The following is a 23,556-nucleotide window of genomic DNA, read 5'->3' on the forward strand; positions in this document are numbered from 1 at the left end:
AGTGCGCCCGAACCCGGGCATGATGCCGAACCAGGCGTCGGTCCCGCGTCCCGGTGAGCGGCCGGCCCGCCCCGGTGGTCGTCCCGGTGGGGGCGGCGGCGGTGGCTTCCGCGGTGGTGGCGGCGGCGGTGGCGGTTTCCGTCCCGGTGGCGGTCGCCCTGGCGGCCCCGGTGGTCGCGGCAACGCGCAGGGTGCGTTCGGTCGCGGTGGCGGTCGTCCGGTCCGTGGGCGCAAGTCCAAGCGCGCGAAGCGTCAAGAGTTCGAGCAGATGCAGGCGCCGACGATCGGTGGCGTCTCCGTTCCTCGCGGCGACGGCAAGACCGTCGTGCGGGTGCGTCGGGGTGCGTCACTGACCGACTTCGCCGACAAGATCAACGCGAATCCGGCGAGCCTGGTCACGGTGCTCTTCCACCTCGGTGAGATGGCGACCGCGACGCAGTCCCTCGACGAGGACACGTTCAAGGTGCTCGGCTCCGAGCTGGGCTTCGACATCCAGGTCGTGAGCCCGGAGGACGAGGAGCGCGAGCTGTTCGACGCCTTCAACATCGACCTCGACTACGGGGTCGAAGTGGAGGACGAGGAGGACCTCGAGCCGCGTCCGCCAGTCGTGACCGTCATGGGTCACGTCGACCACGGAAAGACGCGCCTGCTGGATGCCATCCGCAACGCCAACGTCATCGCCGGCGAGGCGGGCGGCATCACCCAGCACATCGGTGCCTACCAGGTCACCAAGGAGCACGAGGGCGAGAACCGCGCGATCACCTTCATCGACACCCCCGGTCACGAGGCGTTCACCGCCATGCGTGCCCGCGGTGCGAAGGTGACCGACATCGCGATCCTCGTCGTCGCCGCCAACGACGGCGTCATGCCGCAGACGATCGAGGCGTTGAACCACGCCCAGGCGGCGGACGTGCCGATCGTCGTCGCGGTCAACAAGATCGACGTCGAGGGCGCCAACCCGGACAAGGTGCGCCAGCAGCTCACGGAGTACAACCTCATCGCGGAGGAGTACGGCGGCGACACGATGTTCGTCGACGTCTCCGCCAAGCAGGGGTTGCACATCGACAGCCTGCTGGAGGCCGTGCTGCTGACCGCCGACGCGGCGCTGGACCTGCGCGCGAACCCCGACAAGGACGCCCTGGGTGTCGCGATCGAGGCCAACCTCGACCGTGGCCGTGGTGCGACTGCGACGGTGCTCGTGCAGGCCGGCACGCTGGCGGTCGGTGACTCGATCGTGGCCGGCTCGGCACACGGTCGTGTGCGGGCGATGCTCGACGAGCACGGCAACAACCTCGACGTGGCGCTGCCGTCGCGGCCGGTGCAGGTGCTCGGTCTGAGTTCGGTGCCGCGCGCGGGTGACACCTTCGTCGTGGCGCCGGACGACCGCACGGCCCGTCAGATCGCCGAGAAGCGTGAGGCGGCCGACCGTCAGGCGTCCCTGGCCAAGGCCCGTAAGCGCATCAGCCTCGAAGACCTCAACCAGGCCCTCGCGGCCGGCAAGGTCGAGACCCTCAACCTCATCCTCAAGGGTGACGTGTCGGGTTCGGTCGAGGCGCTCGAAGACGCGCTGTTGCAGATCGACGTCGGTGAAGAGGTCGACCTGCGGATCATCGACCGTGGCGTCGGCGCGATCACGATGAACAACATCAACCTCGCGATGGCCTCCAACGCGGTGATCATCGGCTTCAACGTGCGAGCCGAGGGTCAGAACGCGGAGTACGCCGAGCGTGAGGGTGTCGAGATCCGCTACTACTCGGTGATCTACCAGGCCATCGAGGAGATCGAGGCGGCCCTCAAGGGCATGCTCAAGCCGGAGTTCGAGGAGCACGAGGTCGGCACGGCGGAGATCCGCGAGATCTTCCGGTCGAGCAAGTTCGGCAATATCGCCGGTTCGATCGTGCGCTCCGGGGAGATTCGCCGCGGCGCCAAGGCGCGGATCACCCGCGACGGTGTCGTCATCTCCGAGAGTGTCGACGTGGCCGGCCTGCGCCGGTTCAAGGACGACGTCACCGAGGTCCGCGAGGGCTACGAGTGCGGTATCAACCTGGGCTCGTTCAACGACCTCCAGGTCGGTGACCTCATCGCGACCTACGAGATGCGGGAGAAGCCCCGCGCCTGATCCTGCCCTCGGGCAGTTCACGAACGTGCACCGCAGTGGGTGGGGCGCAAGGATCTCGGTCCTTGCGCCCCGCCCGTTGCCGGCACGCTGGCAGTAGCACGACAGAACGAAGGGACGACCATGGCCGACCCGGCACGGGCACGTAAGGTCGCGGACCGCATCAAGGTCATCGCGGCCGAGACGATCAAGCACCGCATCAAGGACGAGCGCCTGGGGTTCGTGACGATCACCGATGTGCGCGTCACCGGCGACCTGCAGCACGCGTCGATCTTCTACACGGTGTTCGGCACCGACGAGGAGCGCGCCGCCAGCGCCGCCGCCCTCGCCGACAACACCGGGCGCATCCGCTCGGCCGTCGGCAAGGGCCTGGGCATCCGCCTCACCCCATCGATCGAGTTCATCCCCGACGCGATCCCGGAGGGGGCCGCGCACCTGGAGGAGTTGCTCGCCAAGACCAAGGCCCGCGACGCCGAACTGGCCGCGGCCGCCGCGGGAGCGCAGTACGCCGGGGAGTCCGACCCCTACCGGCACGAGGACGAGCTCGACGAGGCTGCCGGCGATTTCAGTGACGCGGACGGGTCGAGCGGCTCGAACGGGTCCGGCTCGAACGAGTCTGCAGTGGCGTCTTCGCAGGCGGCGGCCCAGCCCGCTGCGGGCCCGGGCAACCAGGCGCAGGCCTAGAGCCGACCAGTGGCCCGCGCGATCGACCCCACCGTCGGCGACGGACTGCTCGTCGTCGACAAGCCCGCCGGGTGGACCAGCCACCAGGTCGTCGGCGCCTGCCGGCGGCTGGCGGGCACCCGCAAGGTCGGTCACGCGGGCACCCTGGACCCCATGGCGACGGGCGTGCTCGTCGTCGGCATCAACAAGGGCACCCGGCTGCTCACCTACCTCGTCGGCGCAGACAAGGACTACACCGCGACGATCCGGCTCGGCGTCGCCACCCTGACCGACGACGCCGAAGGTCAGGTGACCGGGCTCGCGCCGTCCGCTGCGGTTGCGGCGGTGACGGAGGCCGAGCTTGCGGCGGCGATCGCGTCGCTGACCGGCGACATCCAACAGGTACCCAGCGCCGTCAGCGCCCTGAAGATCGACGGCAAGCGCTCGTACGCGCGGGTACGGGCCGGCGAGTCGGTCGAGCTGGCCGCCCGTCCCGTCACCGTCTCCCGATTCGAGGTGCTGGCGCGCCGGAACGTGACCGTCCAGGAGGGCGAGCTGCCAGAGTGCGTTCAGGAGGGCGAGCTGCCAGAGGGGCCGGACCCCATCGGCGCGCCGGTCATCGACCTCGACGTGGCCGTCACCGTCTCCTCGGGCACGTACGTGCGGGCGCTGGCCCGCGACCTGGGCGAGGCGCTGCGCGTCGGCGGGCACCTGAGCGCGCTGCGCCGCACCCGCGTCGGCGGCATCACCCTGCAGGTGGCGCACACAATGGAGCAACTGGAGGCCGCCCGCGCGACCGGCGCCCCGCGCCCCCAGACCCCGCAGGAGCTGGCCACGGCGGTGCTGGGCACCAGCGGCCTGCCACTGACGCCGCTGGCGGACGCGGCCCGCGCCGCGCTGCCCGCCCGCGAACTGACCGACGAGGAGGCCTATCGCGTCGGCCACGGCGTCCGCATCCCCTCCGCCAAGCCCGGCCGCATCGGCCCGGTCGCCGCATTCGCCCCCGACGGCACCTTCGTCGCGGTCCTCGACGAGTCCCGCGAACGCGTCCTGCCCGAGGCCGTGTTCGCCGTGCCGCCCGCCAGCGCCTAGGACGGCTCCGCCGAGTCGTCATTTTGGCGCTCGAGTTGTCACTTCCGCGGTGGGCTCGTCACGTTCTTGATGCACGAGTCGTCACTTTCCTCGCACGAGTCGTCACTTTCGCGTGGCCAGTGGTCATTTTGGGGGACGGATCGTCACTCGGGATCGACGATTGGTGCCCGAAGGTGACGACTCGTCCCCTGGGGTGGGGCGGTGGGGCGAGCGGTTCGGTGTTCGGCCGCAGCGAGTCGTCATTTCCTCGCACGAGTCGTCACTTTCGCGTGGCCAGTGGTCATTTTGGGGGACGGATCGTCACTCGGGATCGACGATTGGTGCCCTAAAGTGACGACTCGTCCCCGGGGGTGGGCGGGTGGTGCCGCCCGGTGTCGCCAGCTGCTGGTGCTGCACGGCCTGGGCGCGCGTCGGACCGGGGTGCGCAGCGGCTGGCCACATAGGCTTGTGCGGTGACGCAGGACGAGATCGACGCCTTCTGGACCGACGCCAAGATCGTGGCGGGCCTCAATCCCACGGGGTTCTACATGGGCACGATGCCGGCGGAGGCGTTGCAGCCGCCCGCGTGGTCGTTCGGGGCCAGCCCGCAGCAGGCCGACGAGTTGTTGCGGCTCGTGCTCGCCGGCACCAAAACGGCGACCGCGAGCGCGCTGTGGGACTACGAGGCCGAGGACGAGCCGCTGCCCAGCGTCGGCACCCTCTCCATCGTGCTCGACGGCGAGGGCCACCCGCGCGCCCTCATCCGCACCGACGAGGTGCGAATCGTGCCGTTCGAAGAGGTCGACGAGGAGCACGCCCGCGCCGAAGGTGAGGGCACCCGCACGCTCGCCCAGTGGCGCGCCGACCACGAGCGCTACTTTCGCGAGAACGCCACCCATGAAAGGGGGTTCAGCCCCGAGATGCCGGTGGTGTTGGAGCGCTTCGAGGTGCTTTACCCCGCCCCTGAGCAGCGGTAGCGGCCATGCGCGCCGTCATCTATGAGGACTACGGGCAGATGCCGCAGGTGCGCGAAGTGCCGCAACCTGCGCCTCCGCCCGGTGGCGTCATCGTCGCCGTGGCCGCCACGGGGGTGTGCCGCTCGGACTGGCACGCGTGGATGGGGCACGAGCCGGTCAGCCTGCCGCACGTGCCCGGCCACGAGCTCGTGGGGACGGTCGTCGACGTGGGCGCCGGGGTGAGCCGTTGGGACGAGGGCGATCGGGTGACTGTCCCGTTCGCCTGTGGCTGCGGCAAGTGCGTGTGGTGCCGCCAGGGTGAACAACAGGTCTGCCCGCGCCAGACGCAGCCGGGCTTCACCGGCTGGGGCTCGTTCGCCCAGTATGTCGCCCTGCACGCCGCCGACACCAACCTCGTCGAGGTGCCCGAATCGCTCTCCGATGTGGCGGCCGCGGCACTGGGCTGCCGCTTCGCCACCGCCTACCGGGCCGTGACGACCCACGGCTGGCTGCGTGCCGGGCAGTGGCTCGTCGTGGTCGGCGTCGGGGGATTGGGCCTGTCCGCGGTCGCGATCGCCACGGCGTTCGGGGCCCGGGTCATCGCCGTCGATGTCTCCCCGCGGTCGTTGTCGATGGCCGCCACTCTCGGTGCGGAACGCACAGTGTTGTGTGCTGACAGCATGTCTTCGGAGACGGTGGCCGAGCGGGTGCGGGTGCTCACCGACGGCGGCGCCCACGTCGGCATCGACGCCATCGGCCTGCCCGGTGCGGCCCGCACCAGCGTGCTCTCGCTGCGCCGCCGCGGCCGGCACGTGCAGGCCGGCCTGCTCCTGGCAGACGACGCGACGACCGCGCTGCCGATGGACCGCATCATCGCCCACGAGTTGAGCGTGCACGGCACCCACGGGCTGGCCGCCCACGAGTACCCGGCGATGCTCGATCTCGTCGCCGCCCGCATCGACCTGTCGACCCTCATCGGCCGCACGATCAGCCTCGAAGACGTGCCCGAGGCGCTGAGCTCGATGAGCGAGCCGGCCTCCAGCGCCGGCCTGACCGTGGTCGACATGTCCCGCTGAGGGCCGGGCCGACAAACGACCGGCGCCACCATCGCTACAGTGGCGGGGTGCAGCGTTGGAATGACGTCTCCCAGATCCCCTCGGACATCGGCGGCAGCGTGGTGACGCTGGGCAACTTCGACGGTGTGCACCGCGGGCACCGGGCCGTGCTCACCGAGGTCCTCGCCCAGGCCGTCGACGGGCTGACCTCGGTCGCCGTCACCTTCGACCCGCATCCGGTGGCCGTGCTCTACCCCGAGCGGGCGCCCGGCCTCATCACGTCCCTGGACCACCGGCTGGCGTTGCTCGAGGCCGCCGGGGTCGACGCGGTGCTCGTTCTTGAGTTCACCCGCGAGTTCGCGCAGTTGACCCCCGATGAGTTCGTCGAGCAGGTGTTCGTCGACGCGCTGTCGGCGCGGGTCGTCGTCGTCGGCGAGGACACCCGCTTCGGGGTGCGCAACTCCGGCGACGTGGCCACGCTGCTGGAGCTGGGGGAGCGGTTCGGCTTCGAGGTCGTCACGGTGCGTGACCAGGGTGCCGACGGGGAGCACTCGCGCTGGTCCTCGACCCAGGTGCGCGAACTACTGTCCGACGGTGATGTCGGGGGCGCGGCCCGCGTGCTGGGGCGACCGCATCGGGTCTCCGGGGTGGTCGTGCACGGCGATCACCGCGGCCGCGAACTCGGTTACCCCACAGCCAATCTGGAACGTCACTGCGACGGTCTCGTGCCCGCCGACGGGGTGTACGCGGGCTGGCTGGTGCGCCCGCAGCGCCCCGCCTCCGATCCGGACTCCACGCTGCCCGCCGCGATCTCCATCGGCACCAACCCCACTTTCGAGGGCACCTCGCGCCGCGTCGAGGCGTACGTGCTGGACCGCACCGACCTGGACCTCTACGGGGAGCCCGTGACGCTGGAGTTCGTGGCTCGTCTGCGCCCCACGCTGCGCTTCGACTCGGTCGATGAGCTGCTGGACCGCATGGCCGAGGACGTCACCAAGAGCCGCGAGATCCTCTCCACGATGGTGCCTGTGCAGCCCGCGTGAGCCGATCACGCAGACCGTGAAGGTCGTGTGAGGTTGGTGTCCAGGCCCTGTGAGAAGCGGACGGGAATCTAAGGACATCGCAACGGCCCCCCAGAGGCCGACTCACAGAAGGGCACGACCATGAACCTCACTCCCGTCCGTCTCGGCCTCGCAGTCGTCGGCACCGCAGCGGTGCTCGTCCCCGGCGCCATGACCGCCTCCGCCGCTTTCCAGAGCGCGCCGCAGCAGGCCTCGGTCGCCCAGAGCGTCGCGCAGCAGGGCGGCAAGGGTGGCGGCAAGGGCGGCGACAGCGCCGCGATCCGGGCCCGCGCCGGGGTCACCTTCCTCACCGAGTGCGTCGAGGGCAACCAGGTGCGCCAGCCCAAGACCTTCACGCTCTCCTGCGCCGACAACAACCAGCGTCTGGAGCAGCTCAGCTGGAAGCGCTGGGGCCACGACCGGGCCTACGCCACGGGCATCGTCCGCGAGAACGTCAGCACCCCGATGTCCAAGGGCGACAAGTGGATCAGCTACAAGGTCAAGGTCATCGCCTCCAACATCGTCGAGGGTGAGGCCAGCGCCAGCTACAACAAGCTCACCGTGAAGGTCGTCGGCAAGGCGCCCAAGGGTGTGCAGCGCGTCGAGGTCTTCGACCTGCCCGGCGTCGAGCCGATCGCCAAGCACGTGCACAAGCCCGGCAAGAAGGGCGCCCCCATCAACCACATGAAGGGTTGGAGCGACGGTCACGAGGACCAGAGCGACGACCGCATCGATCACATGAAGGGTTGGAGTGACGGTCACGAGGACCAGAGCGACGACCGCATCGATCACATGAAGGGTTGGAGTGACGGTCACGAGGACCAGAGCGACGACCGCATCGATCACATGAAGGGTTGGGATGACGGTCACGGTGACCAGAGCGACGACCCCATCCACACCGCCAAGCGCTGAGGCGTCGACTTTCAAGCAACGACCAGGGGGTGACCTGTCCACCGCAGCCGGCAGTGGACAGTGACTTCACCCACAGATCTTCTCTATTACTCTCCGGCTCGGGGGTTGCGGCGAATCAGGGGCGCCGCAACCCCCGCTTTTTTGTGCACCGGCAGCTCCGGTTGGGGTCTGTCAGCTGCCTCGCCTACCCTGGCTCCCATGCCTGGACAGTCCCGATTCGACCAACTCGAGCCGCTGCTCGAGCGGGTTTCCAAGCCCATCCAGTACGTCGGGGGAGAGCTGAACTCCCAGGTCAAGGACTGGGAGTGCGGCGGGCCGCACACCGTGCGGTGGGCCCTGATGTACCCCGACGCCTACGAGGTCGGGCTGCCCAACCAGGGCGTCATGATCCTGTACGAAGTGCTCAACGAGCGGGCCGACGCCCTCGCCGAGCGCACCTACGCGGTGTGGCCCGACCTCGAGAAGCTCATGCGCCAGCATGACGTGCCGCAGTTGACCGTCGACGGACACCGCGCGGTGCGCGACTTCGACGTCTTCGGCCTGAGCTTCCCGACCGAGCTCAACTACACGAACATGTTGACGGCTCTCGACCTGGCGGGCATCCCGCTGCACAGCGCCGACCGGGGCGACGACGACCCGATCGTGCTCATCGGCGGGCACGCGAGCTTCAATCCGGAGCCGGTGGCCGACTTCGTCGATGCCGTGGTGGTCGGTGACGGCGAGGAGGCCGTGCTCGCGATCACGGACATCATCCGCGACTGGAAGGCTTCTGGTCGGCCCGGCGGCCGGCAGGAGGTGCTGCTGCGGCTGGCCCGCACCGGAGGGGTCTACATCCCTGCGTTCTACACGGTCTCCTACGACGACGAGGGCTTCATCGCCGACATCGCCGTGCGCGCCGACCTGGCCGACGACGGGGTGCCGGACACCGTCTCCAAGCACACGGTGATGGACCTCGACGCGTGGCCCTACCCCAAACAACCGTTGGTGCCGCTCGCGGAGTCGGTGCACGAACGGATGAGCGTCGAGATCTTCCGCGGCTGCACCCGCGGCTGCCGGTTCTGCCAGGCGGGCATGATCACCCGCCCGGTGCGGGAGCGCTCGATCACCGGCATCGGGGAGATGGTGGAGCGGGGGCTGGCGGCGACCGGCTACGAGGAGGTGGGGCTGCTGTCGCTGAGCAGCGCCGACCACTCCGAGATCGCGGACATCACCAAGGGGCTGGCCGACCGGTACGACGGCACCCAGACGGGGCTGTCGCTGCCAAGCACACGCGTCGACGCGTTCAACATCGACCTGGCCAACGAGCTGACCCGCAACGGGCGCCGTTCGGGGCTGACGTTCGCCCCCGAGGGGGGCAGCGAGCGGATCCGGCGGGTCATCAACAAGATGGTGAGCGAGGACGACCTCATCCGCACGGTGACGGCCGCCTACGAGGCCGGCTGGCGCCAGGTCAAGCTCTACTTCATGTGCGGGCTGCCGACCGAGACCGACGAGGACGTGCTGCAGATCGCCGACCTGGCCAAGCGGGTCATCGAGGCGGGGCGGCAGGTCAGCGGTCGCCGCGACATCCGCTGCACCGTCTCGATCGGCGGGTTCGTGCCCAAGCCGCACACCCCGTTCCAGTGGGCCGCCCAACTGTCGGCGCCGGGCACGGACGCGCGGCTGCGCAAGCTGCGCGACGCCATCCGCTCGGACCGCCGCTACGGCTCGGCCATCGGATTCCGTTACCACGACGGCGAACCCGGCATCGTCGAAGGCCTGCTCTCCCGCGGCGACCGGCGGGTCGGTCGGGTCATCGAGGCCGTGTGGCGCGACGGCGGCCGGTTCGACGGGTGGAGCGAACACTTCTCCTACGAGCGGTGGATGCGGTGCGCCGACGACGCGCTGGCCGGGACCGGCGTGGACGTCGACTGGTACACGATCCGGGAGCGGTTCGAAGGCGAGATCCTGCCCTGGGACCACCTCGACTCGGGCCTCGACAAGGCGTGGCTGTGGGACGACTGGCAGGACGCCCTCGATGAGCGTGAGCAGGACGACTGCCGCTGGACCCCCTGCTTCGATTGCGGCGTCTGCCCCGAGCTGAACCTCGACATCGAGATCGGCCCCACCGGCAAGAAGCTGCTGCCCCTGACCGTGTTGGGCTCCGGGCGCGAGGCGATGCTGGAGCGGCAGAGCTGATCAAGCGGCGCTGATCGAGCGGCGCTGATCGAGCGGCGCTGAGTCGGCAAACGGCGCGCCTGTGAGAATGGCTGCGTGCTTGTGACCAGTACCGTCGGCTCGAGTCCGTCGCTCATCGAGCTGGCCACGGCGTGGGATGTCGTGCGGCTCGTGGCGGTGGTCGCGGCGTTCGCCGTGCTGGCCGCGGTTATCCGCAGGGCGGCGAGGCTCGGTGACGGGCGCGCCGAACTGGTGGCGGTCGCCCGGGCGACGCTGCAGCTCGCGGCCGTCGGCGTGGTCATCGCGGTCGTGCTCGGGTCGTGGCCGGCGACGCTGGCGTTCGTGGTCGTGATGGTCGGGGTGGCCGCGTGGACCAGCAGCGGGCGCATGGCGGCGACTCGGCGGTGGTGGGCGCTGCTGCCGATCGCGGCGGGGGCCCTGCCGGTCACGGCGGCGCTGCTGATCACGGGTCTGCTGCCGGCTCAGCCGATCGCGCTCGTCCCGACCGCCGGCATCCTTATCGGCAACGCGATGACTGCCACCACCCTCGGCGGCCGGCGCAGCCTCGACGCCCTGACCGAACGACGGGGCGAGTTCGAAGCGGGGCTGTCGATCGGGCTCCTGCCCCGCGATGCGGCGCTGCTTGTCGCTCGCGACGCGGCGCGACTGGCGCTCGTGCCGGGGTTGGATCAGACGCGGACTGTCGGGCTCGTCACTCTCCCAGGGGCTTTCGTCGGTGCGCTGCTCGGCGGCGCCACGCCTTTGGAGGCGGCCGCTTTGCAGCTCGTCGTGCTCGCAGGCATCCTGCTCAGCCAGTCGATCAGTGTCGCGCTGGTGTTGGAGCTCGTCGTGCGGGGTCGGGTGCGGCCGCTTCCGTGCTGAGGTGCTGCTGTGCTGACGTGCTGAGCCGCCGAAGCGCTGGCCCGGGTGGCCTCGATCGTGCGGGCGTAGCCTTCGGGGGGAGGTCACGCGATGTGCCAGTACTGCGGTTGCCAGGAGATCGAGACCATCGGGCTGCTCATGGCCGAGCACGTCGAGATTCAGAACCTCTGTGGCCAGACAAAGCGGTGCGTAGAGCGAGGCGATACTGCCGGGGCGCTCGCGCAGGTGCGCGATCTTGAGCGAATCATGCGGGTGCACAACGAGGTCGAGGAGCGGGCGCTCTACCTGGCGATGACGCGCTTCGAGGAGTACGAGCCGCAGGCCGGCATCCTCTACGAGGAGCACGACGAGCTCGACGAGCTCATCGCCTCCACACTGGCGCTCGCCGACGACGCGCGTCTTCAGGAGATCGATTGGAACGCGGTGCTGCGCGCATTCGACGTGCTGTACGACCACATCATTCACGAGGACAACGGGCTCTTCCCGGCCGCGGCCGTCGCCTTGGACGTCGCCGATTGGGAGCGGTGCGAGCGGGTTCGCGCCGAGGCTGAGGCGCGTGGTCGGTCGGCGTGATGCTGCGCCTGGGTGGCGTGACCGCAGGGTGTGAAGACTCGCGCCCTGGTGGCGTGTCCGCACGGGGCGCAGCCGTGCTCCGGTGACGTCGAGGGCCAGCGAGGCGGCGCGCGGAGGGTCAGCGGATGGCGAGCGGGAGAGTTCGTGCGCCGGGAAGCGACGCGAGCGCGGCGCCGTCGAGCAGGATCTTGCTGTCGCGCACGCCGCCGCCGATGACGACAGGGCCAGCCGCGGCGACGGCCTCGTCGACGAGGATCGGCCACTCCGGCGGCAGCCCGATCGGAGTGATGCCGCCCTGGCGCATCCCGGTCAATTCCTGCGCCTGGGCCTGGTCGGCGAACGACAGCTTGCGCAGGCCCAGCTCCTTACGGACGACCCGGTTGACGTCGGCCCGGTCGGTCGCGAGCACCATGACCGCCGCGTACGTTGTCTGTTCGCCGCGCCGGCCGAACACGATGACGCAGTTGGCCGAGGCCTCCGGCGCCACGTCGTAGGCCTCGCAGAACGCGGCGGTGTCGGCCAGCGTCCCGTCGATCGCCGCGACCCGGGCGTCCGGCGCGAGGTGGGCGGCCGCAGCTACCGGCTCCGCGACGAGGTCGAGGTGGTCGCGCAGCGGCTGCCAGTCCAGGGTTCCTTCGGCAGAGGGCATGGCGGACACGCTACCTCCGCGCTCGATCGCCTTCGCCAGAGGCTTATGCGGTCACCCGCGCGATCGAAGGCAACTCGGTTGGAGTCGTATATATGTGCGATTTTCGCACCATAGTTAATCGTATCAAAAAACTAGTACAGATGTGCCCATATTCGACTGATCTCGCCTAAGCTAGGGGCAGGTACTCGGCTCGAACTGGGTCGAGCCGGGCAGTTGGTCTTTGGGGGTGTCATGTCGGGGTGGAGGGGCGATGGCGGCAGTCGGCATGCCGCGCCTGCGGGTGCGGCGGATGGTCACGGTGATTGCACGCATGTCCTGACGGTGTCGGTGACGGCGGAGGTCTTGGAGCACTTCCTGACGCATGGGGTGTGGCCGCAGTTCGCGGTTGTCGATGGTCGGGTCGAGGCGCTGCTGCCCGATCCGATGCCTGAGGGGTCGTCGGTCGACCGTTCTGAGTCTGGTGGAGAGTCCGGCGGGGAGCCGTCTGAGGTGCGTGGAGTCGTAATGGGGCCGTCGGGTGAATCCACCGCCGACCGCGGTCCTGCCAACGGCGTCGGTCTTGGCGACGACGGTGGCGGCGAAGCGAAGGCGGGCGAGCCATGTCCCGGGGTGTCTGGCGAGGGTGACGTGGACGACTTTCGGGAGTTCCCGGAGGGCTTCACGGTGGCGCAGGCGTCGGCGGAGTTGCAGGAGTTGGAGGCCCGGTCGGCGTGTCAGGAGGTGCGGCGGGCGGCGTTGTTGGGGTGGATGGTCCAGCAGCAGACGCTGATCGATGTGCAGCGGTGGCAGATCGACAATGCGACCGAGGACGAGCCGTGCGCTTCGAGTCTGGCGGCGATGCAGGCCAAGGCGCGGACCTCGATCGTCGACACGGCGACGACGGTGTGTGGCGGGTTTCGGGGCGTCTGGGTCGACCGGGCCCGGGTGGGGACCGCGCCCGAGCCCCTGGCCACCACGCTGACCGCCGCGGTGGCCGAGGGGGCGGTGACGATGCCTCAGGCGTCGCGGCTGCTCAAGGAGGCCAGCGAGCTGGACATCACCGTCGGTCAGCGCGAATTCCTGATCGATCAGGTCGTCGAGCATGCCCGTGGGTATCGGGCCACGCGGGGGATCCCGGTCTCCCAAGGTCTGTTCCGCACCCGGGTGCGCCGCGCGGTCTGGGGGGTCGCGGGCCCGGCGAAACAGGAGAAGGCGGTGCATGAGCGGCGCGAGGTGCGGCTGTTCCACCTCGACGACCGCGCCGGCGGCCTGGAGGTGACCGGCCCCGAGACCCGGGTCGTCGCCGCGATGACCCGCCTGGACGCCATCGCCAAGAGCGCGAAAGCCGCCGGTGACCAACGCACCCTGGCCCAGCTACGCGCCGACGCCGCCCTCGACCTGATGATCTTCGGCCACCCCGGCCAGGACGCGGCCACAAGCATCGATGTCCCGCAGGAGGGTGGCTGGCCGCCCGCGGTCATCAATGTCGTCGTCTCCGCGGCGTCGCTGCTCGGCGCCAACGATGTCCCTGGGCTGGTCGAAGACGCCCTCGTCGGTGCGCACGTCGTGCGCGACCTGGCCTACGCGCGGGGGAGTGTGTGGCGGCGGATCGTGGCCGACCCGGTGACTGGGTACGCGATGAACGCCACCGTCGACTCCTACCGGCCCACCGCCGACATGGCCCGCGTCGTGCGGGCTCGGGATGGGCAGTGCCGGGCCCCGGGGTGCACCCGCCCGGCGGCGCACGCCGAACTGGACCACGTCCACGAACGCCGCGACGGCGGACCCACCAAAGGCACCAACCTGCAGGACCTTTGCGCCGGGCATCACCGCGCCAAGAGTCGACGGCACTGGTCCGCCCACATGGACGACACCGGAGTCGTCAGCTGGCGCCTGACCGACGGCACGATCACCAGCACCTACCCTATGGACTACCGCGACTTCGGCATCCACGACACCACCAGTCGCGACAGCCCCGACAGCCCCGACAGCACCAACAGCACCAACAGCACCGACAATCGTGCGCACCACGGCCCCGACGATCGTGCGCACCGCGACGGCGGCCGCGACGTTCCCGGCGCGAATGTCGGCGCCGACGGCCCGAGCGGCGCGCGACGGTCGCCGATCGACCGACCACCGGGCGACAGAGCCCACGGCGAAAGAACCCAAGGCGAAAGAACCCAAGGCGACAGAGCCCAAGGCGACAGAGCCCAAGGCGACAGAGCCCAAGGCGAAAGAACCCAAGGCGACGGAGCCCAAGAAGTGGATCCGCACGACGATCCGGTCGCCGCGTACCGCGCCGGCCTCGAACTCGACCTCCAACTCGAACTGACCCAAGACAACGAACGACTACGCGAGCAGAACGAATCACTGCGGTCCCAGCTCGACGCGGCCAACAAGTACCTCAGCGAGAACCTGCCGTTCTAGCCGGCCCGTTCGGTAGGCGGTTGTTGGCGGAAACGCAGGGGAGGAGCCCGACAGGGTCGAGATCGTCGGGGGATGCCTAGGCGCCGGTCCAGGTGGGGGAGCGCTTCGTGACGAAGGCGTCCATGCCCTCCTGGGCGTCGGCGCGAACGGCGTTGTCGGCCATGACGCCCTTCGTGTAGGCGTACGCCTCCGGCGTGCTCATCGCTGCCTGGCGGTAGAACGCCTCCTTGCCGATACCCAAGACCAGCGGGCTTGACTGGGCCAGGCGGTCCGCCAGGGTCGCGACCGTGCCATCGAGGTCGTCGGTGACCTCGTTGACCAGCCCCGCGGCGTGCGCGGCCTGCGCGTCGATCGGCTCGCCGGTCAGCAGCATGTGCATCGCGACCTTCTGCCCGACGGCCCGGCTCAACGCGACCATCGGCGTCGAACAGAACAAACCGATCTTCACCCCCGGCGTGGCGAACTTCGCCTGCGGGGTCGCCACGACGAGGTCACATGTCGCCGCCAGCTGGCAGCCCGCCGCGGTCGCGAGCGCGTGCACCGCCGCGATGACCGGCTGCGGGATCGACTGGATCGTGAGCATCAGCCGCGCGCACACGTCGAACAGTTCGTCGTAGAACGCCTTGTCCCGACCCACCATCTCGGCGATGTCATGGCCGGCGCAGAACGCCGGCCCCGCGCCGCGGAGCACCACCACCCGGCACGCCCGGTCGTCGGCGATCCCCGTGAACGCGTCGAGCAACTCCAGCATGTGGTCGCGCGAGAGGGCGTTGCGTTTGGCGGGACGGTTCATCGTGACCGTCGTGATCGCCCCGTCTCGCTCGAGGCGGATGTGCTCGTAGCCGCTCTGCTCATTCCCGCTCTGCTCGTTCCCGCTCTGCTCAAGGCCGCCGGTCGAGCCGATCGCCTCGCCGGTGGTCGCCTGGGTGTCACTGGTCATCGGGCCCTCCTGCGTCGGCGCGTTGTCCCGGCCACCGTAACGCCCGTCCTCGCCCAAGCACAGGTCGTTCGGGTCGGGTGTGGTCCTCAGAAGCGGAGGCCGCGGCGGCGAGCGGAGGCGGCGGCCCGGCGGATGAGAGTGCCGGTCGGAGTGTGCCGCACATGGGTCCACACGGGGGAGCTCGCCAGGCCTCGAGCCACCCGGCGGGTCACGATGCGGGCGGACTCGGCCTGCAGTTCGGTGACCCGCTCCAGATCCAGGCGCAGGGCGCTCGAGCGGTCCACCCGCGGCGGTGCGGCTCCCGCGCGCTCGGGCCAGAGCGTCCCGGCGGCGACCGCGCGCGGACTGGCGACGGAGTTCGCCCCGCCCTTGGCTGCGGGTGCCGGCACCTGCGTCACGACCGGGGCCTCCAACACGATGGGGCGGCGATCGACCGCCGTCGGCGCCCACGGGACAACCGGCCTCGTCACCGTCTCGCCCGCCAGTGCCGCGAGGTGGTCGGTGAAGGCTCCGCGCCACACGGCGGCCCGCAGCACCCGCTCCGATCGGGCGTCGGTGCGGCCCCCGACCGAGTCGGCCCACAGGCGGCGCACCAGCGGCGTGTCGAACGCTGCGGACCAGGCGGACGCATCGGAGAGGAGGCTGTTGATCGCGTCTCGGTCGACGGCATCACCCACGCGGATCAGCCGCGGCGCCACGGGTTTCGGCCTGCCCGGCTCGTTCGCCGGGCGCTCGGCCGGGAAGTACGGCACATCGGCCCACTGTGGTGCCAGGCGACGGGTCAGGGCGCGATGCAGTTCGTTCGCGGACCGCTGCGTCGGGGTAAGGCTCAGGCACGCCCGCAGGAAGCTCGTGGCGAACAGTGGCGACACGACCCCGGGGCGTTCCCCTGTGGAGCCCCACCGCCGGATGCGTTCGCGCAGGTAGAACACGTCGAGCACGGAGGCGTCGGGGTAGCCGCGGTCGGCGATGTCCCGTAGCGTCCCCTCGATGTGGGCCCGCAGCGCGGTCCGCGCACCCGGATCGGCGCCCGGGGCGGGAGCGAAGCGCGACACGATCGACTCGGCGAACGCGGCGAGCATCGCGTGGCGCCCCAGCGCCTCCCACTCCGCTCGGCGGGCGGTGTAGAAGAAGCCGTGGGCGACCTCCCCGCCGGCGCCGCCGATCGCCAGGGGACGCGCGGCATCCAGCGATTCGGGCGCCCGGTAGTGCAGGTAGCTGAACGGCCGCAACCCCTCCGCGAACGCGTGCCACGCACGGGCGTTGGCCATCGCCTCCCACGACGGCGGTGCGCCGATGCCGCCGGAGGCGACGTGCTCGATGCGGTGCTCGGGAGGGTCGGGTAGCAGCGCGACGAGCTCGCGGGCCGTCACCAGATCCCCGGGCAACGCGTCGTGGGTGTGCAGCGTGAGGTCCGCGCCGGCGGCCAAGAATGCGGCGGCCACGAGACGAGAGTCGCGGCCTCCGGTGAGGTCGACGACCGGACGGTCCGCGTACAGCCGCGTCACCGACCGCGCGATCGTCGTCAACTGGTCGGCGGCGGCCTCGACGAGATCGCCCGATTCGGCTCGCGGGTCGGCGGCGGCCCACGAGAGCACGGTGTCGATTGCGGAGACGGCCAGCCGGCCGGAGCGGGAGTCCCAGTCGATCGTCGTCGCCGCGTCGACCGTGCGCACCCCCTCGTAGGCGGTGACGTGGCCGAAGAGTTCGTCGGCGACGGCGATGTGCTGCCAACCGAATTCGTCGGCGCGGGCGGGCAGGCCAGCGAAGGCCAGGGCGGCCTCGGGGCGATTGCTCCATACCCAGCCGCCAGGCGTGCGCACCTCGAACAGGCGCCCTACGCCCAACGCGTCGGTGTGCAGCGTCAGCCGCCCGGAGGCGGAGTCGAGCCGGCCGCAGACGAACGGCGGGCACAACTCCTCGATCGCGGCCGGGTGGTGGTGCAGGTGCTCCGCGAGCCGCAGCGGCGCCGTGGCCAGCGGCTCGGCGGCCACCACCCGTTCGTAGCCGACCGGGGCGTACAAGGAGGCGACCGTCACCCGGCCCTGCGACGCCCAGGCGGGCCACCGGGAAGCCGCAGGTCCCTGCCACAGCACCAGACCGGTTCGCAGCCAGTCGCCGCTCGAGTTGCCGCTCGAGTTGCCGCTCGAGTCGCCCATCGCGTGCGCCTCGTGACGGTGGGGCAGCGTCGACCAACGCGGCGCGTAGCGCGCCTCGACGCGCTGCACGGCGCTCGCCACCTCCTCCGCGGGGGTGGGAGCACCGGCATATGCGACGAAAGTCTGCACGGGGCAACACCTTTCGCGCCGGCTGCGGGGACCCTTTCAACGCTAGGAGGCGTCCGCCCAGGGGGCCCGGTCGCTTGCATGCATCCGAACCGACTGAGATACAACGTTGGGCCGAGGTTGTTCTGCCGGTGGCGTTTGCGTGGCAACCGGCGACTTCGACTGGGCAGCCCCGAGCCCGACTGGACTACCGATCGAGCGGTTGGTCAGTGGGGTCGCCGGTGGTCCAGTCGTTCGGCGAGGGGGCCGGTCCGCGGGTTTCTCCGGGCGACCCGGCAGGATGGACGACATGTCGACGCACCCGCGGCCCAGCACTGCCTCGACGAGCAGCGGGCCTGTGGCCGCAGCCTTAACGAACGCCGCATCAACGAGCGCCGCCTCGATGATCAACCCAGTCGGTGGTTCAGGCGCGGAGGTCATGGACGTGGCGGCCGAACTCGCCGCCGCGGGGGTGGGGGACGTGCGCGCCGACACCCTGACGCGCGGGATGTACTCCAGCGACGCCTCGATCTACCGCATCGTGCCGCGGGTTGTCGTCTTTCCCCGCGACGAGGCGGAGGTCGCCGCGGCCCTCGACGTCGCCCGTCGCACGGGCACCCCGTTCACGGCCCGCGGCGGCGGCACGTCGATCGCCGGCAACGCGATCGGCACCGGCATGGTGCTCGACTTCACACGGCACATGGGTCGCGTGCTCGACATCGACGCCGAGGCCGGCACCGCGCGCGTGCAGCCCGGCACCATCCACGCCGCCCTGCAGCGCCAGGTCGTGCCGCTGGGCTGGCGGTTCGGGCCCGACCCCTCCAGCCACACCCGCTGCGCCATCGGCGGGATGATCGGCAACAACGCCTGCGGTAACCGGGCCGTCGGCTACGGGCGCACCAGCGACAACATCACCGCCCTGGTCGCCCTCACCGGTCGCGGCGAGCGGTTCAGCGCCCGCACCGGCGTCGCAACCGTCGGTGGCGCCAGAGGGGGCGCCAGCCCGAGGCCGACAGTCATCGGCGCCGACGGCGTCGTCGAGGCCGCCCGCGCCGCGGTCGCCGCGGACCTCGAATGCGCCCGCACCGAGTTCGCCCGCTTCGGCCGGCAGGTTTCGGGGTACGCCGTCGAACACCTGCTGCCCGAGAACGGCCTGGACATCGGGCGCTTCCTCGTCGGCAGCGAGGGCACGCTGGCCATCGTCACGGAGGCGACCGTGCGGCTGGTCAAGGAGCCCGCGGCCACCGTGCTCGTCGTGCTCGGCTACCCCAGTTTCGGGGAGGCCGGCGACGCCGCCCCGCACCTGCGCCGCCCGGAGGTCGTGGCGGCCGAGGGCATCGACCGGCGCATCGTCGACATCGTCATCGCCAAGTTCGGCGCGGCTGCGGTCCCGGAGCTGCCGCGCGGCGGCTCCTGGCTCATGGTCGAGGTCATCGCCGACTCGCGGGCGCAAGCGCAGGCCCGCGCCCGCACGCTCGTCGCGGAGGTCGAGGCCCTCGATCACCGGATCGTCAGCGATCCCGGGGAGGCCCGCGCGCTGTGGCGCATCCGGGAGGACGGGGCGGGCCTGTCCGGCCGCTCTCCCCAGGGCCGGCCGGCGCACGCCGGGTGGGAGGACGCCGCCGTGCCGCCCGCGCGGCTTGGCGCCTACCTGCGGGAGTTCGATGCGCTGCTGACCAGCCACGGGCTGAGCACCCTGCCCTACGGGCACTTCGGCGACGGCTGCCTGCACGCCCGCATCGACTTTCCCCTCGACCGGCCCGGCGGCACCCGCGCCTACCGCCGGTTCATGCTGGAGGCCGCCGACCTCGTCGCTGCCCACGGCGGCTCCCTCTCCGGGGAGCACGGTGACGGGCGCGCTCGCGGCGAGTTGCTGCCGCGCATGTACTCGCCGACGGCGATGGCGCTGTTCGGGCGGCTCAAGCACGCCTTCGATCCCGACAACCTGCTCAACCCGGGCGTCATCGTCGACCCCGACCCCACCGACTCCCGGATTCGCGTCAGCGAGGCCCGCCGGTTCACCGGCCGGCTCGCGTTCGACTACGCCGGCGACGGCGGCAACTTCGCCCAGGCCGTGCACCGCTGCACCGGCGTCGGCAAGTGCCGCGCCGACGGACCCGCCGGGGTCATGTGCCCCTCCTACCGCGCCACGCGGGAGGAGAAGGACTCCACCCGCGGCCGCGCCCGCGTGCTGGAGGAGATGGTCAACGGTTCGCTGGTCACCGGCGGCTGGCGGGCCGCGGAGGTACACGACGCCCTCGACCTCTGCTTGAGCTGTAAGGGCTGCGCGTCGGACTGCCCCACGGGCATCGACATGGCGACGTACAAATCGGAGGTGCTGCATCAGGCCTACCGGCGCCGGCTGCGGCCCCGCACCCACTACTCGCTGGGGTGGCTGCCGCGGTGGACACGGCTGGCGTCCGGCATGCCGACCCTGGCGAACCTCGCGCTCACCCTGCCGGGGCTCAAGCACGCGGCCCTCGCGCTCGCCGGCGTCGACGTGCGCCGCGGCATGCCCCGGTTTGCGAAGAAGACGTTCCGGGCGCTCGCGGGGGAGGTCGGGGTGCCGGTGGGGCAGGCGCTGCCGGGTTCGCAGGCGGTGACGCCGATCGGAGGGAGCGCGGCCGGGTCGAGCGGGTCGGTCGCCAAGCTGGTCGCCAAGCCGGTCGTCATCTTCGCGGACTCGTTCAGTGACGCCTTCGACCCCGGGGTGGGCGGTGCGACCGTGGACGTGTTGCGCGGCGCCGGCTACGACGTCAGCGTCACGGGGGAGTCGGTGTGCTGCGGCCTGACGTGGATCACCACGGGTCAGCTCGACGCGGCGAAGAGGATCCTGCGGCGCACGATCGCCGCCCTGCATCCGCTCGCGGTCGCCGGCGTGCCGATCGTGGGGCTCGAACCGAGCTGCACCGCGGTGCTGCGCCACGACGCGGTCGAACTGCTCGGCACCCAGGAGGCCCGCGACGTCGCCGCCGCGACCGTGACTCTGGCCGAGCTGCTGACCGGCGACCCCGACTACACGCCGCCGTCGCTGGCCGGGGTGCAGGTCGTGGCGCAGCCGCACTGCCACCACCACGCGATCCTCGGGTGGGGGGCCGACGAGGCGCTGCTGCAAGCCGCCGGGGCGCAGGTCACCCGCCTCGGCGGCTGCTGCGGCCTGGCCGGCAACTTCGGCGTCGAGCACGGGCACTACGAGGTGTCCGTCGCTGTGGCCGAAGATCAGCTCCTGCCGGCCGTACGGGCTGCCGATCCGCACACTGTGATCCTCGCCGACGGCTTCTCCTGCCGCACGCAACTGGCCGACCTCGCCCCGCGCACCGGCATCCACCTCGCGCAGCTGCTGGCCGACCCGAGGCGCCGCAGATGAGCGACCACCCGGGCGAAACCCCGCCGCCGTCGCCAGCCGCGCCACCGCCCCCGCCAAAAGCGCCAAAAGCGCCAACTGCGCCAGCCGCGCCGAACCCGGCGCCAGCGACGACCGCGCCGCAGGCCCCCCGCGAGTGGTTCGTGCTCGGCGCGATCCTGGCCATCGGGCTCGCCGTGGTCGCGACCTGCACGTGGGCTGCGGGCGAGATCTACGAGTCGGTCGTCGCCACCACCGGCCTGGCCGCCATCGACCAGCCGGTGCTCGACGCCATGGTCGACGAGCGCACGCCGTGGCTGAACACGGTGGCCACAGCGTTCACCGACCTGGGCGGCCCGGTGCTGTCTCCGATCTGGGTGAGCGTGGTGATGGGCACGCTCGCGTGGCGGTGGCGCTCGGTGATGCCCGTGGTGCTCATGGTCATCGCCACGGCGGGCTCCCTGGTCATCACCGTCGTCGGCAAGGACCTCGTCGGGCGGGCGCGCCCACCGCAGGCGCTGGCCGTGCCGCCGTACGAAGTCTCGGCGTCGTTCCCCAGCGGGCATTCCCTCAACGCCGTGGTCATCGCGGGGATCATCGCCTACGTCGTGCTGACCCGCTCCCGCCGACCCGTCAGCCGACGCCTCGTGGCGGGCCTCGCCATCACGTACGCCCTGGTCATGGGACTGTCCCGGGTGTACCTGGGGCACCACTGGCTCACGGACGTGCTGACCGGCTGGCTGCTGGGCCTGGCGTGGCTGGCCGTCGTCATCGCCGCCCATCAACTCGTCGTGACGACCGTGCGCTATCGGCGCGCCGCGGCCCAGGCTCGAGGCGGCTCGTCGGCAGCAGAGAATGCGGCCGTCGAAAAACCCGACTGAAACACCTCACCGATGCCGTACATGCACCAGATATGACCAACCGATCCGGCGAACAGGACGCGCAGGGGGACTTCCGCGCCCTGTACGCCCAGGCCTACGGCGACGTGCTGCGGTTCGTTCAACGACGCTGCCACCCCAGCCACGCCGAGGACATCGCCGCCGAGGTCTTCCTCATCGCGTGGCGCCGCCACACCGACCTGCCGGCCGACCACGGCGAACGGCGCGCCTGGCTGTTCGGGGCGGCCCGCAAGGTGCTGGCCAACGCGCGCCGCAGCCACGACCGCAGCGCCGCCCTCACGATCCGCCTCCAAGACGCCCACGAAGGCATCGAACCCGGCGACCATCCCGACCTGCTCGCCGCCCGGCTCGACCTGGCCCGCGCCTGGCCGCGACTATCCGCCGAGCATCAGGAGGCGTTGTCGATCGCCTTCTGGGACGACCTCACCTCCGCGCAGGCCGGCGCCGTGCTCGGCATCAGCGCCACCGCCTACCGCATCCGGTTGTCACGAGCCCGCCGCACCCTGCGCGACCTCGTGGCGACCACCGAATCCGTTGCGCGCCAAGCGCGCTGCCCGTTGCCGGAAGGAGGCAACCGATGATGCGCCGACGACGCGACCAACGGTCCAGCCGCCGCGACCTCACGTGCGAGACCGTGCTGCGCGGTATGGATTCCGCCACCGCACGCCACACGCACTCCGAAGCAGATCTGAACGATGCCGCGCGGGCCGCGCTGGAACACATCGTGGCGACGCCCCCGGACCAGGGGGCAACGACGACCCCGCCTCCCCGTGCTCAGGGGGCACCCGGAGGCGGGGCGCGGCGCCCGCTGCGGGGGCGACGAGCGCTTCTCCTGGCCAGCGCAACCGCCTTGGTGGTCGCGGGTGGAGTCGGGGTGCCGCTGGCCACCAGCTCGGCGTATGCAGGATGGCGACAATCACCCCAGCCCGTGGATGCCGAAGGTACGGCTGCCGCTGGGGACGCGTGTCGGGAGTATTGGTCCCGGGTCGGCAGCATGGACGACATGCGCGACTACGGGTATGCGTCGGCAAAGGACTTCCACGCTGTGCTCAGCGAGCGCCGCGGACCGTTCACCTTCACGGTGATGCGGGGACCCCAAGGCCAGTTCGCCGACTGTCTGCTGCAGACGAGATGGTGGGGTGGTCTCGAGAGCGGCGGCGGCACGATGACCGGCACGCCAACGACCGGGCCCGTTGCCGCGGACCGGATCGACACCGCGATCAGCGGCGCGGTCGGGCCGAGCACGCGGAGCATCTTCGGGATCGACCTGCCCGGCGACGGCCAGATCCGAAATTACACATACGGGCGCGCCGGCAGCGACGTCACCGGCGTCGTCGTGCACACCACGACCCGGGGAGACATCGCGGCGTCGGTCCAGAACGGAGTATGGGTCGCGTGGTGGCCCTCACCCGGTGAGAGGCCGGATATCGAGGCTCTGACGGCGACGACGACTCTGCGAGACGGGCGCACCGAACAATTGCCCTTGGACGAACTGCGCATTCCCTGGTCGGATGCCGGATGGCCAGAGATCCCGGGCGAGGGCCCCACGTCCCCGGCGAGCTGATGCGGGCTGGCGCGGGGTCGTCGGCCTGGCTGACCTACGCTCGCC

General features: G+C 71.0%; 18 protein-coding genes. 15 read left to right on the forward strand and 3 right to left on the reverse strand.

Going from position 1 to position 23,556, the window contains the following annotated elements:
* The 10 genes from infB to KILIM_RS15030 all read left to right on the forward strand — a co-directional run.
* Positions 1–2,119, forward strand: a 2,119-nt coding sequence (infB, locus tag KILIM_RS14985; RefSeq protein WP_255247671.1) for a translation initiation factor IF-2, incomplete at its 5' end; no start/stop codon positions are given.
* 120 nt (positions 2,120–2,239) lie between these two features.
* Positions 2,240–2,800, forward strand: coding sequence for a 30S ribosome-binding factor RbfA (gene rbfA, locus KILIM_RS14990; RefSeq protein WP_006593567.1), 561 nt, complete (start codon positions 2,240–2,242; stop codon positions 2,798–2,800).
* Between the two features lie 9 nt (positions 2,801–2,809).
* The gene (gene truB / locus KILIM_RS14995) at positions 2,810–3,871 is read left to right on the forward strand and encodes a tRNA pseudouridine(55) synthase TruB (RefSeq protein ID WP_006593568.1); all 1,062 of its coding nucleotides are present in this window, start codon (positions 2,810–2,812) and stop codon (positions 3,869–3,871) included.
* 452 nt (positions 3,872–4,323) lie between these two features.
* On the forward strand, positions 4,324–4,827 hold the full coding sequence (locus KILIM_RS15000) for an ASCH domain-containing protein (RefSeq protein ID WP_006593569.1): 504 nt from the start codon (positions 4,324–4,326) through the stop codon (positions 4,825–4,827).
* A 5-nt stretch (positions 4,828–4,832) separates the two neighbouring features.
* Positions 4,833–5,882 carry a zinc-dependent alcohol dehydrogenase family protein gene (locus KILIM_RS15005; protein WP_006593570.1) on the forward strand — a complete coding sequence of 350 codons (1,050 nt, stop codon included), beginning with the start codon at positions 4,833–4,835 and terminating at the stop codon, positions 5,880–5,882.
* A gap of 47 nt (positions 5,883–5,929) precedes the next feature.
* A complete protein-coding gene (locus tag KILIM_RS15010) occupies positions 5,930–6,904 on the forward strand; it encodes a bifunctional riboflavin kinase/FAD synthetase (protein WP_006593571.1) in 975 nt (324 codons plus the stop codon).
* Between the two features lie 120 nt (positions 6,905–7,024).
* Entirely contained in the window at positions 7,025–7,834 is an 810-nt protein-coding gene (locus KILIM_RS15015; protein ID WP_006593572.1) for a hypothetical protein, read from the forward strand.
* A gap of 198 nt (positions 7,835–8,032) precedes the next feature.
* Positions 8,033–10,012 carry a TIGR03960 family B12-binding radical SAM protein gene (locus tag KILIM_RS15020; RefSeq protein WP_006593573.1) on the forward strand — a complete coding sequence of 660 codons (1,980 nt, stop codon included), beginning with the start codon at positions 8,033–8,035 and terminating at the stop codon, positions 10,010–10,012.
* Positions 10,013–10,087: 75 nt separating this feature from the next.
* A complete protein-coding gene (locus KILIM_RS15025; RefSeq protein WP_006593574.1) occupies positions 10,088–10,873 on the forward strand; it encodes an ABC transporter permease in 786 nt (261 codons plus the stop codon).
* Positions 10,874–10,963: 90 nt separating this feature from the next.
* Complete coding sequence (locus tag KILIM_RS15030) at positions 10,964–11,446, forward strand: hemerythrin domain-containing protein (protein WP_006593575.1); 483 nt, start codon at positions 10,964–10,966, stop codon at positions 11,444–11,446.
* 118 nt (positions 11,447–11,564) lie between these two features.
* On the opposite strand, the gene KILIM_RS15035 is transcribed toward KILIM_RS15030, so the two are convergent.
* Positions 11,565–12,095, reverse strand: a complete 531-nt coding sequence (locus KILIM_RS15035; protein ID WP_040563539.1) for a YbaK/EbsC family protein — start codon at positions 12,093–12,095, stop codon at positions 11,565–11,567.
* Positions 12,096–12,722: 627 nt separating this feature from the next.
* On the opposite strand from KILIM_RS15035, the gene KILIM_RS22520 reads away from it, so the two are divergent.
* A complete protein-coding gene (locus KILIM_RS22520) occupies positions 12,723–14,501 on the forward strand; it encodes an HNH endonuclease (RefSeq protein WP_255247672.1) in 1,779 nt (592 codons plus the stop codon).
* Positions 14,502–14,577: 76 nt separating this feature from the next.
* Here the strand turns inward: KILIM_RS22520 and KILIM_RS15045 are convergent, their stop codons facing one another.
* Complete coding sequence (locus KILIM_RS15045) at positions 14,578–15,441, reverse strand: enoyl-CoA hydratase (protein WP_157551743.1); 864 nt, start codon at positions 15,439–15,441, stop codon at positions 14,578–14,580.
* 86 nt (positions 15,442–15,527) lie between these two features.
* Positions 15,528–17,729, reverse strand: coding sequence for a hypothetical protein (locus KILIM_RS15050; protein WP_006593579.1), 2,202 nt, complete (start codon positions 17,727–17,729; stop codon positions 15,528–15,530).
* Between the two features lie 379 nt (positions 17,730–18,108).
* Between KILIM_RS15050 and KILIM_RS15055 the strand changes: the two genes are divergently transcribed.
* From KILIM_RS15055 to KILIM_RS15070, 4 genes are all read left to right on the forward strand, one after another.
* Positions 18,109–21,072, forward strand: coding sequence for an FAD-binding and (Fe-S)-binding domain-containing protein (locus KILIM_RS15055; protein WP_006593580.1), 2,964 nt, complete (start codon positions 18,109–18,111; stop codon positions 21,070–21,072).
* A gap of 140 nt (positions 21,073–21,212) precedes the next feature.
* Entirely contained in the window at positions 21,213–21,929 is a 717-nt protein-coding gene (locus tag KILIM_RS15060; RefSeq protein ID WP_006593581.1) for a phosphatase PAP2 family protein, read from the forward strand.
* Positions 21,930–21,961: 32 nt separating this feature from the next.
* Positions 21,962–22,528, forward strand: a complete 567-nt coding sequence (locus tag KILIM_RS15065; RefSeq protein WP_006593582.1) for an RNA polymerase sigma factor — start codon at positions 21,962–21,964, stop codon at positions 22,526–22,528.
* Between the two features lie 413 nt (positions 22,529–22,941).
* Positions 22,942–23,511 carry a hypothetical protein gene (locus KILIM_RS15070; protein ID WP_040563536.1) on the forward strand — a complete coding sequence of 190 codons (570 nt, stop codon included), beginning with the start codon at positions 22,942–22,944 and terminating at the stop codon, positions 23,509–23,511.
* Positions 23,512–23,556 lie beyond the last annotated feature (45 nt).

This window comes from Kineosphaera limosa NBRC 100340 (genome assembly GCF_000298215.1).
Classification (GTDB): Bacteria; Actinomycetota; Actinomycetes; order Actinomycetales; family Dermatophilaceae; genus Kineosphaera; species Kineosphaera limosa.

What these genes read in the sequence shown, in the direction of transcription:
- KILIM_RS15065 (WP_006593582.1), top strand. Translation starts at nt 21,962, where the DNA reads ATGACCAACCGATCCGGCGAACAGGACGCGCAGGGGGACTTCCGCGCC.
- KILIM_RS15045 (WP_157551743.1), bottom strand. Translation starts at nt 15,441, where the DNA reads ATGACCAGTGACACCCAGGCGACCACCGGCGAGGCGATCGGCTCGACC.
- KILIM_RS15020 (WP_006593573.1), top strand. Translation starts at nt 8,033, where the DNA reads ATGCCTGGACAGTCCCGATTCGACCAACTCGAGCCGCTGCTCGAGCGG.
- KILIM_RS15015 (WP_006593572.1), top strand. Translation starts at nt 7,025, where the DNA reads ATGAACCTCACTCCCGTCCGTCTCGGCCTCGCAGTCGTCGGCACCGCA.
- KILIM_RS15070 (WP_040563536.1), top strand. Translation starts at nt 22,942, where the DNA reads ATGGACGACATGCGCGACTACGGGTATGCGTCGGCAAAGGACTTCCAC.
- KILIM_RS15005 (WP_006593570.1), top strand. Translation starts at nt 4,833, where the DNA reads ATGCGCGCCGTCATCTATGAGGACTACGGGCAGATGCCGCAGGTGCGC.
- rbfA (WP_006593567.1), top strand. Translation starts at nt 2,240, where the DNA reads ATGGCCGACCCGGCACGGGCACGTAAGGTCGCGGACCGCATCAAGGTC.
- KILIM_RS15055 (WP_006593580.1), top strand. Translation starts at nt 18,109, where the DNA reads ATGATCAACCCAGTCGGTGGTTCAGGCGCGGAGGTCATGGACGTGGCG.
- KILIM_RS15035 (WP_040563539.1), bottom strand. Translation starts at nt 12,095, where the DNA reads ATGCCCTCTGCCGAAGGAACCCTGGACTGGCAGCCGCTGCGCGACCAC.
- KILIM_RS15030 (WP_006593575.1), top strand. Translation starts at nt 10,964, where the DNA reads ATGTGCCAGTACTGCGGTTGCCAGGAGATCGAGACCATCGGGCTGCTC.